The 15,550-nt window shown below is 73.3% G+C and carries 15 protein-coding genes; 7 read left to right on the top strand and 8 right to left on the bottom strand.

Annotation, left to right across the window (positions count from 1 at the left end; all coding sequences use genetic code 11):
• Positions 1-11: 11 nt before the first annotated feature.
• Positions 12-467 carry an ATP-binding protein gene (locus AB0937_RS25480; protein WP_366714497.1) on the bottom strand — a complete coding sequence of 152 codons (456 nt, stop codon included), beginning with the start codon at positions 465-467 and terminating at the stop codon, positions 12-14.
• 320 nt (positions 468-787) lie between these two features.
• Here AB0937_RS25480 and AB0937_RS25475 point away from each other — a divergent pair, with 320 nt between their 5' ends.
• The 4 genes from AB0937_RS25475 (at position 788) to AB0937_RS25460 (ending at position 6,265) form a co-directional block, all read left to right on the top strand.
• Positions 788-1,615, top strand: coding sequence for an enoyl-CoA hydratase family protein (locus AB0937_RS25475; RefSeq protein ID WP_366714496.1), 828 nt, complete (start codon positions 788-790; stop codon positions 1,613-1,615).
• Positions 1,600-3,975, top strand: a complete 2,376-nt coding sequence (locus AB0937_RS25470; RefSeq protein ID WP_366714495.1) for a bifunctional salicylyl-CoA 5-hydroxylase/oxidoreductase — start codon at positions 1,600-1,602, stop codon at positions 3,973-3,975. Before AB0937_RS25475 ends, AB0937_RS25470 begins: the two co-directional genes overlap by 16 nt.
• Positions 3,976-3,985: 10 nt before the next feature.
• On the top strand, positions 3,986-4,936 hold the full coding sequence (sigJ, locus tag AB0937_RS25465) for an RNA polymerase sigma factor SigJ (protein WP_366714494.1): 951 nt from the start codon (positions 3,986-3,988) through the stop codon (positions 4,934-4,936).
• A 114-nt stretch (positions 4,937-5,050) separates the two neighbouring features.
• Positions 5,051-6,265: an FAD-dependent oxidoreductase gene (locus AB0937_RS25460; RefSeq protein WP_366714493.1), complete on the top strand. Its 1,215-nt coding sequence runs from the start codon at positions 5,051-5,053 to the stop codon at positions 6,263-6,265.
• Between the two features lie 21 nt (positions 6,266-6,286).
• On the opposite strand, the gene AB0937_RS25455 is transcribed toward AB0937_RS25460, so the two are convergent.
• The 6 genes from AB0937_RS25455 to AB0937_RS25430 form a co-directional block, all read right to left on the bottom strand.
• Positions 6,287-7,369 carry an ABC transporter ATP-binding protein gene (locus AB0937_RS25455; RefSeq protein WP_366714492.1) on the bottom strand — a complete coding sequence of 361 codons (1,083 nt, stop codon included), beginning with the start codon at positions 7,367-7,369 and terminating at the stop codon, positions 6,287-6,289.
• The gene (gene modB / locus AB0937_RS25450; protein ID WP_366714491.1) at positions 7,366-8,217 is read right to left on the bottom strand and encodes a molybdate ABC transporter permease subunit; all 852 of its coding nucleotides are present in this window, start codon (positions 8,215-8,217) and stop codon (positions 7,366-7,368) included. The genes AB0937_RS25455 and modB overlap by 4 nt, the downstream gene beginning before the upstream one ends.
• Entirely contained in the window at positions 8,214-9,032 is an 819-nt protein-coding gene (modA, locus tag AB0937_RS25445; RefSeq protein ID WP_366714490.1) for a molybdate ABC transporter substrate-binding protein, read from the bottom strand. Before modA ends, modB begins: the two co-directional genes overlap by 4 nt.
• A gap of 160 nt (positions 9,033-9,192) precedes the next feature.
• Entirely contained in the window at positions 9,193-9,975 is a 783-nt protein-coding gene (locus tag AB0937_RS25440) for a ribonuclease BN (RefSeq protein WP_366714537.1), read from the bottom strand.
• Positions 9,976-10,193: 218 nt separating this feature from the next.
• Entirely contained in the window at positions 10,194-11,006 is an 813-nt protein-coding gene (locus tag AB0937_RS25435) for a PaaX family transcriptional regulator C-terminal domain-containing protein (RefSeq protein ID WP_366714489.1), read from the bottom strand.
• A 15-nt stretch (positions 11,007-11,021) separates the two neighbouring features.
• Positions 11,022-12,632: an AMP-binding protein gene (locus tag AB0937_RS25430; protein ID WP_366714488.1), complete on the bottom strand. Its 1,611-nt coding sequence runs from the start codon at positions 12,630-12,632 to the stop codon at positions 11,022-11,024.
• 128 nt (positions 12,633-12,760) lie between these two features.
• Between AB0937_RS25430 and AB0937_RS25425 the strand changes: the two genes are divergently transcribed.
• The gene (locus AB0937_RS25425; protein ID WP_366714487.1) at positions 12,761-14,086 is read left to right on the top strand and encodes an acyl-CoA dehydrogenase family protein; all 1,326 of its coding nucleotides are present in this window, start codon (positions 12,761-12,763) and stop codon (positions 14,084-14,086) included.
• The gene (locus AB0937_RS25420) at positions 14,083-14,481 is read left to right on the top strand and encodes a RidA family protein (RefSeq protein WP_366714486.1); all 399 of its coding nucleotides are present in this window, start codon (positions 14,083-14,085) and stop codon (positions 14,479-14,481) included. Before AB0937_RS25425 ends, AB0937_RS25420 begins: the two co-directional genes overlap by 4 nt.
• Positions 14,482-14,562: 81 nt before the next feature.
• Here the strand turns inward: AB0937_RS25420 and AB0937_RS25415 are convergent, their stop codons facing one another.
• On the bottom strand, positions 14,563-14,754 hold the full coding sequence (locus AB0937_RS25415) for a DUF5999 family protein (RefSeq protein ID WP_366714485.1): 192 nt from the start codon (positions 14,752-14,754) through the stop codon (positions 14,563-14,565).
• 244 nt (positions 14,755-14,998) lie between these two features.
• Between AB0937_RS25415 and AB0937_RS25410 the strand changes: the two genes are divergently transcribed.
• Entirely contained in the window at positions 14,999-15,457 is a 459-nt protein-coding gene (locus AB0937_RS25410; protein WP_366714484.1) for a DUF6299 family protein, read from the top strand.
• Positions 15,458-15,550: the final 93 nt, after the last annotated feature.

Below are 15,550 nucleotides of genomic sequence, written 5' to 3'. Positions count from 1 at the left end.
CGCGCCGGCGCTCACGCCGACCGGCGTCGCTGAGCCGGTACCGCGGGCAGCCGGAACCAGACCGCCTTGCCGGACTCGGTCGGCCGGTGCCCGCAGGAGGCGCTCAGGGTGCGGATCAGCAGCAGCCCCCGCCCGTGCTCCTGCCAGGGGTCGGGCGGACCGCCGGCCGGGCAGGTGAGGTCACCGGGCGGGGAGGGGTCGGTGTCGTGCACCTCCACCTGGCAGCCCGACGGCATCAGCTCCACGACCAGCTCTATCGGCGTCTCGCCCCTGGTGTGCTCCACGGCGTTCGCCACCAGCTCGGCCGTCAGCAGCTCCGCGGTGTCGCAGTCCGCCCCGTGTTCCAGCTCGGCCAGCGCCGTACGGACCAGGGCGCGGGCCACGGGCACCGCCGCTGCGGTGTGCGGCAGCGCGATGCGCCAGGAGGCGGGGGCTGAGGGGAGTTCGTACAAGGCGGGTCCGTTCATGGAGCAGGAGATCCTGCTTTCAACCTGATGAATGGTACGGCGCCGCTCTTCGCAGGCGTCCGAGGGGCACCGTCGGAGGCGCCCTTGCCTCCATGTCGGACGGCTTACCCAGGTGAACGCGCCGCCGCGCACAGCTGCTCCCGCCGTTACGCCGGTGTGGACGATCTGTGACGGATGTGACCGGGCCGGGTCGCGCCGGGCCCTCACCGAAGTCCTACCCGAACGGTCTATCGCGCACTCATGACGACAGTCACGGATGAGTGATAGCTTCGAGGGGTAGAGCTCAGTGAGGCAGTGCCCGCCCGAGGAGGCCGCACGTCATGAGTCCCTTCACCGGCTCCGCCGCCCGCACCCCCGGCTGGGAGCATCTGCGCGTCGACGTCGCCGACGGCGTCGCGACCGTCACCCTGGCCCGCCCCGAGAAGCTCAACGCGCTCACCTTCGGCGCCTACGCCGATCTGCGCGACCTGCTCGCGGAGCTGTCCCGGGAGCGGTCCGTCAGGGCCCTGGTGCTGGCCGGCGAAGGGCGCGGCTTCTGCTCCGGCGGCGATGTCGACGAGATCATCGGCGCCACCCTCGGCATGGACACCGCTCAGCTCCTGGACTTCAACCGGATGACCGGCCAGGTGGTCCGCGCCGTCCGGGAGTGCCCGTTCCCGGTGATCGCGTCGCTGCACGGGGTGGCGGCGGGCGCCGGAGCGGTCCTCGCCCTGGCCGCGGACTTCCGCGTCGCCGACCCGACCGCCCGCTTCGCTTTCCTCTTCACGCGCGTCGGCCTCTCCGGCGGCGACATGGGCGCGGCCTACCTGCTGCCCCGGGTCGTCGGCCTGGGGCACGCGACCCGCCTGCTGATGCTGGGCGACCCCGTCCGCGCCCTGGAGGCCGAGCGCATCGGCCTGATCAGCGAACTGACGGAGGAGGGCGCCGTCGACGAGACCGCACAGCGGCTGGCCCGGCGCCTGGCAGAGGGCCCGGCCCTGGCGTACGCCCAGACCAAGGCCTTGCTCACGTCCGAACTGGACATGCCCATGGCTGCCTCGATCGAACTCGACGCCTCGACGCAGGCGCTGTTGATGACCGGTGAGGACTACGCCGAGTTCCATGCCGCGTTCACGGAAAAGCGCTCTCCCAAATGGAGCGGACGGTGAGCGTGACGCGTTCAGGTGCGCGGGGAACTGCGCGAACGGCCACCGGCAACCCGCACCCGCACACCGAGCCGGATGAACCACTGCGCGTCGCGATCATCGGCGGGGGCCCCGGCGGCCTCTACGCGGCCGCCCTCCTCAAACGCCTGGACCCCGGACGGGAGGTCACCGTCTGGGAACGCAACGCCCCCGACGACACCTTCGGCTTCGGTGTCGTCCTCTCCGACGAAACCCTCGGCGGCATCGAACACGCCGACCCGGAGGTCTACCAGGCCCTCCAGCGGCACTTCACCCGCTGGGACGACATCGACATCGTCCACCGCGGCGGCCGGCACACCTCCTCAGGGCACGGTTTCGCGGCCCTGGGCCGCAAGCGGCTGCTCGAGATCCTCCACACCCGCTGCCGTGACCTCGGCGTCGACCTCCGCTTCCGCACCGGGGCCCCGGACGACCTCCCCCGCACCCACGACCTGGTCATCGCCGCGGACGGCGTCCACAGCACCACTCGTGAGACCCACGCGGACGTCTTCCGCCCCCGGGTGACGTCCCACCGCTGCCGCTACATCTGGCTCGCAGCCGACTTCCCGTTCGACTCCTTCCGCTTCGAGATCGCCGAGACCGAACACGGCGTCATGCAGCTCCACGGCTACCCCTACGCCCCCGACGCCTCGACGGTGATCATCGAGATGCGTGAAGAGGTCTGGCGCACCGCCGGTTTCGACGAGCTGGGCACGGCGGAGTCGATCGAGCGCTGCGCCAAGATCTTCGCGGAGGCGCTGCGCGGCCGCCCTCTGCAGTCGAACAACTCCACGTGGACGACGTTCCGTACGGTGGTCAACGACCGCTGGGCGCACGGCAATGTCGTCCTCCTCGGGGACGCCGCCCACACCGCCCACTTCTCCATCGGCTCCGGCACCAAGCTCGCCGTCGAGGACGCGCTCGCCCTGGCCGCCTGCCTGGAGGAGCAGGGTTCGCTGCCCGAGGCCCTGGCCGCCTACGAGGCGGAGCGGCGCCCCGTCGTCGCCTCCACGCAGCGCGCGGCCCGGGCCAGTCTGGAGTGGTTCGAGAACCTCCCCCTGTACGTGGACCAGCCGCCCCGCCAGTTCGCCTTCAACCTGCTCACCCGCAGCCGCCGCGTCACACACGACAACCTGCGGTTGCGCGACGCCCACTTCACGCAGAAGGTGGAGCGCGAGTTCGGCTGCCCGCCCGGCACGCCCCCGATGTTCACGCCGTTCCGGCTGCGCGGACTGACCCTGCGCAACCGGGTCGTGGTCTCGCCCATGGACATGTACTCGGCCGTCGACGGCGTCCCCGGCGACTTCCACCTCGTGCACCTGGGCGCCCGGGCGCTGGGCGGGGCCGGGCTGGTGATGACCGAGATGGTGTGCGTCAGCGAGGAGGGCCGGATCACGCCCGGCTGTGCCGGTCTCTACACCGGCCGGCAGGCCGAGGCCTGGAAGCGGATCACGAACTTCGTGCACGCTCAGGCACCCGGCACCGCCATCGGCGTGCAGCTCGGCCACAGCGGCCGCAAGGGCTCCACGAAACTGATGTGGGAGGGCATGGACGAGCCGCTGGAGGAGGGCAACTGGCCGCTCGTGGCCCCCTCCGCGCTCCCCTACAAGGAGTTCAGCCAGACGCCCCGCGAGCTGTCCCGTGCCCAGCTGACCGACATCCGCGAGCAGTTCACGGCGTCCGCGGTCCGCGCCGCCCGGGCCGGCTTCGACCTGCTCGAACTGCACTGCGCGCACGGCTACCTGCTGTCCGGCTTCCTCTCCCCGCTGACCAACCGTCGCACCGACGCCTACGGCGGCTCCCTGGAGAAGCGGCTGCGCTTCCCGCTGGAGGTCTTCGACGCCGTACGGAACGTGTGGCCGGGGGAACGGCCCATGACCGTCCGTGTCTCCGCCACCGACTGGGCCGAGGGCGGGACGACCGCGCACGACGCCGTCGAGATCGCCCGGGCCTTCGCCGCGCACGGCGCCGACGCGATCGACGTGTCGACGGGCCAGGTCGTGGCCGACGAGCGGCCCGAGTACGGGCGGTCGTACCAGACGCCCTTCGCGGACCGCATCCGCCACACCACCGGCGTCCCGGTGATCGCGGTCGGCGCGATCTCCTCCTGGGACGACGTCAACTCCCTGATCCTGGCGGGCCGCACCGACTTCTGCGCCCTCGCCCGCCCTCACCTCTACGACCCCCACTGGACCCTGCACGCGGCGGCCGAACAGGGCTACACGGGCCCGGGCGCTCCCTGGCCGGCGCCGTACCGGGCGGGCAGCCGCCGCCCGCAGACGGGCCGCCTGGACGCCCCGAAACCGCGACTGGATCTCGGAGGCGGTGACGCCCGCGGACGTTAGGATCCGTGGCATGCCCCTGACGCTGGACGACGTGGACCGGTTCGAAGCCTCCCGACCGCGCCTCGAGGCCGTGGCCTACCGGATGCTCGGGTCGGCGAGTGAGGCCGAGGACGCCGTCCAGGAGACGTTCCTGCGCTGGCAGGCTGCCGACACCGACCGCATCGAGGTCCCCGAGGCCTGGCTGACCAAGGTGCTCACCAACCTGTGCCTCAACCAGCTCACCTCGGCCCGTGCCCGGCGTGAGACCTACGTGGGGCAGTGGCTGCCCGAGCCGCTGCTCGACGGGGACCGGATGCTCGGGCCCGCCGACACCGCCGAGCAGCGGGAATCGGTCTCGTACGCGGTGCTCGTCCTGCTGGAGCGCCTGTCCCCGAACGAGCGGGCGGTGTACGTCCTGCGGGAGGCCTTCGACTATCCGCACCGGGAGATCGCCGAGATCCTCGACATCACCGAAGCCTCCAGCCAGCAGATCTTCCACCGCGCGAAGAAGCGCGTCGCGGACGGCAGGGCCCGCACCCGCACCGAGATCGACGAGGCCGCCGCCCGGCGGATCATCGACGAGTTCCTCGTGGCCGCCTCCAGTGGCAGGACCGAGCCGCTCGTGCAACTCCTCACCGGGGACGCCATCGCGGTCGGCGACGGCGGCGGGAAGGTCCCGGCGCGCGCCAGGGCGTTCGAGGGTGCCCTCGCGGTCGCCAAGTTCATGCGGGGCCTGTTCAAGCCCGGTGCGGCCAAGCGAGCCCTGGTCGGCGGCTCGCCCGACGTCTACGCCTGGACCGCCAACGGCGATCCCGCCCTTGTGGTGGTCCTCGACGGCCGGGTCATCGGCGTCATGTGCCTGGAGGTCGCCGCCGACGGCATCGCCGCGTTCCGCAACCAGGTCAACCCCGACAAGCTCGAACGCGCGACCCGGCTGTGGGCCGCCATCGACCATGGAGAGCCCCTGCTCAGGGTCTTCTGACCCGACCCACCATGGCGTGACGCAGGTCACATCGCGTTCCTGTCAGGAAACGGCGGGCCGCCCGGTTCAAGAGGCGAACCCGCTGAAGACAGCCGTCATGACAGGAGCCACGCCATGCAGCACCGCATCGTCGTCCTCGGAGCCGGCTACACCGGAGCCACCGCCGCCGGGCGCATCGCCAGGCGACTGCACCGCGAAGACGTCGCCATCACCCTGGTCGACGCCGAGCCCGACTTCGTCGAGCGCGTCCGGATGCACCAGCTCGCCGTCGGCCAGGACCTCGCGCCCCGGCCCTTCGCCGAGATGTTCGAGGGCACCGGCGTCGCACTCAAGCAGGGGAAGGTCACCGCCGTCGACGTGGACCGCAGGACCGTCACTGTCGCCGCCCCGGACAGCGCGGGGCAGCGGGCGGACGAGGTCCTGCCCTACGACACGCTCGTGTACGCCCTCGGCAGCGGCTGGAACGACCAGGGTGTGCCCGGTACCGCCGAGTACGCCCACGAGATCGCCGGCCGCCCCGGAGCCCTCCGGCTGCGTGAGCGCCTGGCCGCTCTGGCCGCCGGGGAGACCGTGGTCGTGGTCGGCGGCGGTCTCACCGGAGTGGAGGCCGCGACCGAGATCGCCGAGGCCCGGCCGGACCTCGACGTCGCCCTCGCCGTCCGCGGCGGATTCGGCGACTGGCTCTCGCCCAAGGGCGTCGGGCACCTGCGGAAGACCTTCGACCGGCTCGGCATCACCGTCCACGAGCACACCGCCGTCACCGCCGTCGGCGCCGACCGCCTCACCACCGCCGACGGCACGACCCTCCCGGCCGCGGTCACCGTGTGGACCACGGGCTTCGCCGTCCACCCGATCGCACAGGCCACCACCCTGGAGGTCTCCGGCACCGGCCAGATCCTGGTCGACCGGACCATGCGCTCGGTGTCGCACCCGGACGTGTACGCCATCGGCGACGCGGCCCTGGCGATGGGCCCCGGGGACAAGCCGCTGCGGATGTCGTGCGCCTCGGGCGTCCCCGGCGCCTGGCAGGCCGCCGACGCCGTCGCGGCCCGGCTGACCGGTGGCAAGGTCCCCACCGTGCCGGTGCGCTACTTCAACCAGTGCATCTCGCTGGGACGCAAGGACGGCCTGATCCAGTACGTCACCGCGGACGACCGCGCGAAGTCCGCGGCCCTGACCGGCCGGCTCGCCGCCCTCTACAAGGAGATCATCTGCAAGGGCGCGGCCTGGGGCGTCGCCCACCCGACGCTCCTGCCGGTCCGGCGCCGCCGCGTCGTGCAGGAGACCGCCGTCGTCCCGGAGGCCGCGCCGGTCAGGACGGCGGCCTGACCCGTGGGGACGCCGGCCGTCTCAGACCGGGTAGGCGTGGGTCTGCGCCGCCTTCACGGTGGCCCAGACCTCCGCGCCCGGGTGGAGGCCGAGTTCGGCCGCGGCCACCGTCGTGAGGTCGGCGGCGAGGGGCAGTTCACCGGTGAGGTCGGCCCGGACCTGGTCGCCGTGGGTCTCCAGACCCGCCACCTCGCAACGCCACAGGTTGCGGGCGCTGGAGCCGGTGGGCCGCTCGCGGTGCAGGGTGACCGCGCTGGGCGGGAACGCCACGAAGACCGGGCCGGACAGGAGCTCGGTCGTGGTGAGGGCCGGGCCGTCGGCGAGCCGTACGGTGTGGCCGTCGGCCTCGCCCCGGTAGAGGTTCAGGCCGACCAGCCGGGCGATGTAGTCCGTGCGGGGGTGACGGGCGATGTCGGCCGGGGTGCCCTCCTGGACGACCCGGCCGTGCTCCACGACCACCAGCCGGTCGGCCAGCACCATGGCGTCGAGCGGATCGTGTGTGACGAGCACGGCCACCGCCTCGAAGTCGGCCAGATGGCGCCGGAGCCGGGCGCGCACCTCCAGGCGGGTACGGGCGTCCAGCGCCGCCAGCGGCTCGTCGAGCAGCAGCAGCCGGGGCCGGGTCGCAAGGGCGCGGGCGAGGGCGACGCGCTGGGCCTGCCCGCCGGAGAGCCGGCGCGGCTTGGCGCCGGCGTGCGCCGCGAGGCCCAGCCGGTCGAGCCACTCCGCGGCCTGCGCACGGGCCTCGGCCTTGGTCGCGCCGTGGCAACGGGGGCCGAAGGCCACGTTGTCGAGGGCCGTGAGGTGGGGGAAGAGCAGGTAGTCCTGGAAGACGACCCCCACGGGCCGTGCCTCCGGCGGCGTACGGTCCAGTGCTGCGCCGTCCAGCCGCAGATGGCCGTCGGTGAGCGGGGTCAGACCGGCGAGCGCCCGCAACGCCGTGGTCTTGCCGGCGCCGTTCGGCCCGAGCAGGGCGACGACCTCGCCGGGTGCGACGGTCAGCGCCACGTCGAGACGGAAGGGGCCGCGGTCCACGACGAGACGGGCGTCGAGCCCGTCCGCCGCGGCGCCGGAGCGGGTGTCCTGGTGGTGAGTCTGTGTCATCCGGCACGCATCCAGCGGTCGCGCAACCCCGCCAGCACCGCGATCGAGACCGCCAGCAGCACCAGGCTGAGGGCGATCGCGGCCTCCGGGTCGCTCTGCAGGGCCAGGTAGACGGCCAGGGGCATGGTCTGGGTGCGCCCCGGGAAGTTGCCGGCGAAGGTGATCGTCGCCCCGAACTCGCCGAGCGCCCGCGCCCAGGCGAGCACCGCGCCCGCCGCGATGCCCGGCGCGATCAGCGGCAGCGTGACCCGGCGGAACGCCGTGAAGCGGGACGCTCCCAGGGTGGTGGCAGCCTCCTCGTAGCGCGGGTCGGCGGCCCGCAGGGTGCCCTCGACGCTGATGACGAGGAACGGCATCGCCACGAACGCCTCCGCGATCACGACCCCCGTCGTGGTGAACGGCAGCGTGATCCCGAACCACGCGTCCAGCCACTGCCCGACGATGCCGTTGCGGCCGAGTGCCATCAGCAGCGCGACACCGCCGACGACCGGCGGCAGGACGAGCGGGAGGGTGACCAGGGCGCGCACCAGGCCGCGGCCGGGGAAGTCGACGCGGGCCAGCAGCCACGCCAGCGGCACGCCGAGGACCAGGCTCACCGCGGTCGCCGCCGTGGCGCACAGCAGCGACAGCCTGAGGGCCTGCCACACCTCCGGACTGGTCAGCTGCTCGGGCAGGCTCTGCCACGGGGCCCGCACCAGCAGGGCGATCAGCGGCACGGTCAGGAAGGCAAGGCCGAGCAGCGCGGGGACCAGCAGGGGCAGCGGCACGCCCGTCCGGACACCCCGGCGCCGCGGACCGCCCCGGAGGGTGTCGGCCGTGGTGCGTGGCTTGTCGAGCGGGGACGTCACGGCTTGAGGAATCCCGCTCCGCTCAGGACCTTCCGGCCCTCTGCGGACCGCACCAGGGCGATGAACGCCTTGGCGGCCTCGGCGTTCGGCGCGTCCTTGAGCAGGGCGATCGGGTAGTCGTTGACGGCGTCGGCGGACTCGGGGAACTCCACGCCCTCCACCTTGTCACCCGCCGCCCGCACATCCGTCCGGTAGACGAGTGCGGCGTCGGCCTCCTTCAGCTCGACCTTGGTCAGCGCGGCCTTGACGTCCTGCTCGTAGGAGACGGGCGTGAGTTTCAGCCTGCTCGCGTCCAGGGCCTTCCGGGCGGCGGCGCCGCACGGCACCTCCTTGTCGCAGAGCACGACCTTCAGGTCCGGCCCGGCGAGGTCCTTGAGGCTGGTGACCTTGTGCGGGTTGCCCGGCAGGGTGGCGATCTCCAGCTTGTTGCGGACGAAGGCCGCGGGCGTCCCCGAGGTGTCACCGGCGCCGGTGACGATCTTCATCGTCTTGGGGCTGGCCGCGGCGAAGACGTCGGCCGGGGCGCCGCCGGTGATGCTCGCGGCGAGGGAGTCGCTGCCGCCGAAGCTGAAGGTGACCTTGGTGCCGGGGTGCTCCTTCTCGAACCGCTCGCCCAGCGTCGTGAAGCTCTCCTTCAGCGAGGCGGCGGCGAACACGGTCACCTCGCCGGAGAGCCTGCCCGACCCCGGGGAGTCCGGCTTCGCCGAGGAGTCCGAGCCGGACGACGAGCAGGCACTCAGGGCCAGCAGGGCGGCGGCTCCCACCGCGGCCACCTGGAGCGGGCGGCGGGTCGGGCGCACGGTACGGGTCGGCACGGGTCTTCTCCCTCTGGTGGCATGCGCCGATGATAATGCCGCAGATGCGGGGGGAAACACCCCTGTGGGTTTGCATGAGCCGGGGCAGGGATCCTCAGGGGTGGCATGTGCGTTCGTACGGAGAAGCGGGCCGGGATGCTGGAGGGGCGGGCCGGGCGGCCTACTCGGCGTGGCCGCGCCGTCCGTGGTGTTCGAGAGCCCAGCGGCCGAGGAGCGCCCCGCCGTAGACGACGTAGCCCACGCCGATGAGCCAGGACTCCACGACGAGGACGACGCCCATCGCCCCGTAGCTGATCGCGTTGGTGACGATGAGGGGGGTGAAGACGAAGTAGGAGAACATGCGCAGCCCGCCCAGCCCCAGCATGGTCGCCGCCGCCCCCGGGAGCAGATCACGCCAGCGGACCTGCCCGCCCAGCAGGAAGCGCTGCCCCCACCAGAAGAACAGCACACCGGACGCCGAACTCAGCGCGATCCGCTGCGGCCCCGAGACGAGGCTGCGCGTCTGCACCTCCTGGTACAGGTACGCCGTCATCGCGATCATCCACACCGCCTGCCGCCAGACGCGGTGCCAGGGCCCCGAGGGCAGGCCCCAGATCCGCTCGTAGCCGTTCTGCACGCTCCCGCCGAAGGCGATGCCGAAGACGGCGAGCGCCACCCCGCCGAGCACGCTCGTGGTGCCGATGACCTTGCGCGGTGGGCTGATGATGTCCGTGAGCAGCCGCGCGGACCGCCCCGACAGCCCCATGCCGTCGGCCAGCCATGAGGCGAAACCGCCCCGCCCCAGGGGATCCGCGGCGGCGACCACGATCAGCAGCGGCGCCAGCGTGACCAGCGCGAGCGTGGCGAACCCGGTGGCCCGGTGCAGCAACTCCACGTCACGGCCCTGCCGGACGAGGGTGTGGGCGCCGGCCCGTTCCCACCCGCTGTGCACCGAGCGCCCCAGCCGCCTCACGGGAGCCGGTCCGCGCGGACGCCTGCCGCTCCCGGGAGCCGGTCCGCGCGGACGCCCGCCTCTCCCGGTGGTGTGGTGACGGTCATGCCTCGGCCCGCCTCCCGCTCCGTGCTCCGTCCGCTCGCGGACATCGTTGACCGTTCGGCGACGGAGCAAACACACTCAAACCGGGCGGCACCCGCTGTGCGGCCCGAGCGGCGCCCGCCGGGTCAGAGTCCGACGAACTCCGCCCCAGCGTCCCGCAACCGCTCGTGCAGCCCCCGGAACACCGCCGACGACCGGACCCCGGGCCAGTCCGCGGGAAGCAGCTCGGACGGCAGACCGGGGTCGGTGTAGGGGAGGTGGCGCCAGGAGTCCAGGGCCAGCAGATAGTCCCGGTAGGCCTCCTCGGCCGGGGTGTCCTCGCGCTTCTCCCAGTCGTGCAGGACGCGCGCGTGGCGGTCGAGGAACGCCTCGTGCTCCTTGGCGATGGCCGCCAGGTCCCACCACCGGGCGGCGGCCTCGGCCGTCGGGGCGAAACCCAGGTGGTCACCGCGGAAGAAGTCGACGTACCCGTCGAGCCGCAGCCGCTGCAGTGTGTGCCGGGTCTCCTCGTACAGCCGCGCGGGCGCGATCCACACCCCCGGAGCGGCCGTGCCGAAACCGAGCCCGGCCAGCCGGGAGCGCAGCACGTGCCGCTTCTGCCGCTCCGACTCCGGCACCGAGAACACCGCGAGCACCCAGCCCTCGTCCTCGGGCGGGGCGGCGGCGTAGATGCGGCGGTCACCGTCGTCGAGCAACTGGCGCGCGTCCGGGGACAGTTCGTAACCGGCCGCGCCCTGGGCGGTGCGGGCCGGCACGAGCAGTCCGCGTCTCTTCAGCCGCGACACCGAGGAGCGTACGGAGGGGGCGTCGACGCCGGCCGCGGCCAGGAGCCGGATCAGTTCGGCCACCGGCACGGGGCCCGGCACGAAGCGGCCGTACGCGCCGTAGAGCGTGACGATGAGAGACCGTGGTGCATGCTGGTCGGACACGTTGATCATCTTAGGTCGTACGGATCATTCCCGGTCGCGTTCCGGTACCCCCGGGGCACGCAGTCTGAACCGCTGCAGCTTGCCGGTGGCCGTGCGCGGCAGCGCGTCCAGGAAGACGATCTCCCGCGGGCACTTGTACGGCGCCAGTTCGCCCTTCACGAAGGCGCGCAGCGCATCGGCGTCGCGCCGCGCGCCCTCCTTGAGGACGGCGAAGGCCAGCACGACCTGCCCGCGTGCCTCGTCGGGCCGGCCCACGACCGCCGCTTCCACCACGTCCGGGTGCCGCAGCAGCGCGTCCTCCACCTCGGGGCCGGCGATGTTGTACCCGGCCGAGATGATCATGTCGTCGGCGCGGGCGACGTAGCGGAAGTAGCCGTCGGGGTCGCGGACGTAGGTGTCGCCGGTGACGTTCCAGCCGCCGCGCACGTAGTCCCGCTGCCGAGGGTCGGCGAGGTAGCGGCAGCCGACCGGTCCGCGCACGGCGAGCAGCCCCGGCTGCCCGTCGGGTACGGGTTCGCCGTCCTCGTCCTGCACGCGCGCGTGCCAGCCCGGCACCGGAACGCCCGTGGTCCCGGGCCGGATCCGGTCGTCGGCCGCGGAGATGAAGATGTGCAGCAGCTCGGTGGCGCCGATGCCGTTGATGACGCGCAGGCCCGTGCGCTCGTGCCAGGCCTGCCAGGTCGCCGCGGGCAGGTTCTCGCCGGCCGAGACGCAGCGGCGCAGGGAGGAGATGTCGTGCCCGTCGAGTTCGTCGAGCATCGCGCGGTACGCCGTCGGGGCGGTGAACAGCACGGAGACCCGGTGCCGGGCGATGGCGGGCAGCAACTGCCGGGGGCCCGCCTGTTCGAGGAGCAGTGCGCTCGCCCCGGCCCGCAGCGGGAAGACCACCAGCCCGCCCAGGCCGAAGGTGAAGCCCAGCGGGGGGCTGCCCGTGAACACGTCGCCGGGGACGGGCTTCAGGACGTGCCGCGAGAAGGTGTCGGCGATCGCCAGGACGTCCCGGTGGACGTGCATGCAGCCCTTGGGGCGGCCGGTGGTGCCGGAGGTGAAGGCGATCAGTGCCACGTCGTCGGCCGCCGTCGCGACGGCCTCGTACGGGGTGCCGGGTGCCGGGCGCTTCAGGAGGTCGTCCGGGGCGTCCCCGCCGTAGGTCGTGATCCGCAGGCCCGGGACCTCGGCCTTGGCGAGGTCGTCGACGGCCCGGATGTCGCACAGGGCGTGCCGCACCCGGGCGATCTCGCACATGGTGCTCAGTTCGTGCGGGCGTTGCTGGGCGAGCACCGTGACCGCCACGGCCCCCGCCTTCAGCACCGCCAGCCAGCAGGCCGCGAGCCAGGGGGTGGTGGGGCCGCGCAGCAGCACGCGGTTGCCGGGGACGACACCGAGTTCGCCGGTGAGCAGATGGGCGACGCGGTCCACCCGGGCGCGCAGGTCGCCGTACGTCCAGGACTCGCCGGTGCCGGTGAGGAACGCCGGGCGCTCGTCGGGTGGGCCGTTCAGCAGTTCGGCGGCGCAGTTGAGCCGTTCGGGGTAGTGCAGCTCCGGCAGGTCGAAGCGGAGCTCGGGCCATTGGTCCGGGGGTGGGAGGTGGTCCCGGGCGAAGGTGTCGACGTGGGCCGTGCCCCGTGGATTCATACGGTTCGCCCCCTATGGCGTGGTGGGCTCGCCCCTGGAGCGTATCGTGTTGGTGACGACAGTCAACGGTCCGCGATAGCCTCGGAGTGGCCCAGCCGGAACGCAGGGTGGCGGAGAAGGGACCGGCGATGACCGCATTCTCACTCGAACCGGCACAACTCGCCTGGTGTGCGGAGCTGCGTGCCCTGGCGGCGGAGCGGCTCCGCCCGCTGGCCGACAAGGGCGAACCGGGGCGGGTTAACCGCGCGCTCGTCGCCGAACTCGGCAGCCTCGGACTGCTCGGGCGTCTGTTCACCTCGGGCGCGCTCGACCTGTGTCTGATGCGCGAGTCCCTGGCCTACGCCTGCACGGAGGCCGAGACGGCCCTGGCCCTCCAGGGCCTCGGCGCCCACCCGGTCCACGCGTACGGCACACAGACCCAACGTGAGCGGTGGCTCCCCCGGGTGACCGCCGGCACGGCGATCGCGGCCTTCGCCCTGAGCGAGCCGGGCGCGGGCTCGGACGCCGCGGGGCTGGCGTTGCGGGCGGAGGCGGAGGCCGATCCGGGGGGTGGCCGGCCGGCGGGGGTGGCGGCGCTCGGGCCGCACGGTGCGGCGGCTGCGGATCCGCAGGGTGGCCGTTCGTCGCGGGTGGATGAGGACGACGTGCCGCAAGACGGGTCGTCAGCAGCGGCGGACACCGGTCCGCTGAGGGACCCGTCGCCGCAGGACGCCGTGCTCGCCGCTGCCTCCGACGGCTCCGCACGCTGGCGGCTCAGCGGTGCGAAGAGCTGGATCTCCAACGCCCCCGAGGCCGACTTCTACACCGTCTTCGCCCGGACCACCCCGGGCGCCGGGGCCCGGGGCGTCACCGCCTTCCTCGTGCCCGCCGACCGCCCGGGCCTGACGGGCCGCGGTCTCGACATGCTCTCGCCGCACCCGATCGGAGCCCTCGACTTCGACGCCGTGCCGGTGACGGCCGATGACGTGCTCGGCGAAACCGACCGGGGCTTCCGGGTCGCCATGGGGACGCTCAACCTGTTCCGGCCCAGCGTCGGCGCGTTCGCGGTCGGCATGGCGCAGGCGGCCCTGGACGCCACCCTCGCCCACACCGCCGGACGGGACGCCTTCGGGGGCAAACTCAAGGACCTGCAAGCCGTCGCGCACCAGGTCGCCGAGATGGCCCTGCGCACGGAGGCGGCCCGCCTGATGGTCCACGCGGCGGCCTCGGCGTACGACGCGGACGCCCCGGATGTGCCCCGGCGCTCCGCCATGGCGAAACTCCTCGCCACCGAAACCGCGCAGTACGTCGTCGACGCGGCCGTCCAGCTGCACGGCGCCCGGGCCCTGCAGCGCGGCCATCTGCTCGAACACCTCTACCGAGAGGTGCGCGCCCCGCGTATCTACGAAGGGGCCAGCGAGGTGCAACGCGGCATCATCGCCAAGGAGTTGTACGCCCGTCTGGAGGCCCGGTGAGCACCGAGCGCGTCAACCCGCCCGAGCTGTCCCCGCCGGCCGGCTTCTCCCACGCCGTGGTGGCCTCCGGGTCGCGGGTGGTGTTCCTGGCCGGCCAGACCGCCCTCGACACCGACGGCAAGGTGGTCGGCAGCACCCTGCCCGAGCAGTTCGGAAGGGCCCTCGCCAACCTGCTGAGCGCCCTCGCCGCGGCCGGCGGCACCCCGTCCGACCTGGCCCGTGTCACCGTCTACGCCACGGACATCGAGGCGTACCGCGCGCACGCGTCCGAACTGGGCCGCCTGTGGCGCGAGTTGGCCGGCCGGGACTACCCCGCCATGGCGGTCGTGCAGGTCGTCCGGCTGTGGGACACCGAGGCGATGGTGGAACTGGACGGCTTCGCGGTCCTGCCCTAGGGCCTGTCGTTCGGATCACGCCGCAGACGCCGAACGACAGGCCCTGGCGCGATGCCCGTGCCGCCTCGGGCGGCGCTGCGTTCAGGCCGCGACGGCCAGTCCCGCCGCCACCCGGCGGGGCTGCACCACGCGCCCGTCCGGAAGCAGTTCGCCGGTGTCGTCGAACACGACCGTCCCGTCGCACAGCAGGCTCCAGCCCTGCTCGGGGTGGGCCGCGACGACGTGCGCGGCGGGGGAGTCGGTCGCGGGGCACTGGGGCTGGTGGGCACACATGGCGCACCTCCACGTCGGTAGGGCCATCCGAAGGGTTCGTATGACTCGTACGGACCGACCATCCCGCCGTCCCCGGATGATCGGAACGGCCCGGCGGGAAGCGTGACACGCCCCGGACATTCCCGGGACGGTTCCACGACGGCCGGTGCGGACTCGCCACCGAAGGGGTGAGGATGACGGGCGCAGGCCCGCGGGGCCGGTACGAGTGGAGGCCGCAATTCATCCCTGTCGGGAGGTTTCCCTCATGCGTGTACGACCTCTTCTCGGCGCGGCGGCCGGGGCCGCGCTGCTGCTGCTCACGGGTGCGGGTACGGCGCCCGCCACCACGTCCGTCCCCGACCCGACCGCCCCCGCCCCCGCCCCGGCCGGCTCCGTGACGGTCGACGCCGTGGGCCGGATCGCCGTCGACGGCACCGTCACCCTGTCCGGCACCTACCGCTGCGCAGGCTCCAGCGGCCCGGTCTTCGTCAGCTCCTCCGTGAGCCAGGGCGTGTCCACGACCCGTCACGGCATCGGCGGCACGCAGGCGGTGTGCGACGGCGCCGAGCACCGCTGGGTGAACACGGGCCCGACCATGCCCGGTGCACTGGTGGCCGGGGCGGCCCATGTCGAGGCCGGCCTGATGGAGCTGCACTCCAGCGGCCTGCCGCTGCCGGCCTTCCACGCGGTCCAGGGCCAGGACATCACCCTGACCCAGGCCTGAGCACGGCGGTGAACCCCCTCGGCGGGGGGGGGCGGGGGCGGGGGGCCCCCCCCCCCCGGGGGGGGGGGCGCGGGGCGGGGGCCGCCCCGGCCA

This window comes from Streptomyces sp. NPDC047880, from assembly GCF_040706515.1.
Lineage (GTDB): Bacteria > Actinomycetota > Actinomycetes > Streptomycetales > Streptomycetaceae > Streptomyces.
Note: the sequence above shows the minus strand (reverse complement) of the source record. Positions and strands in the feature narration are given on the sequence as shown.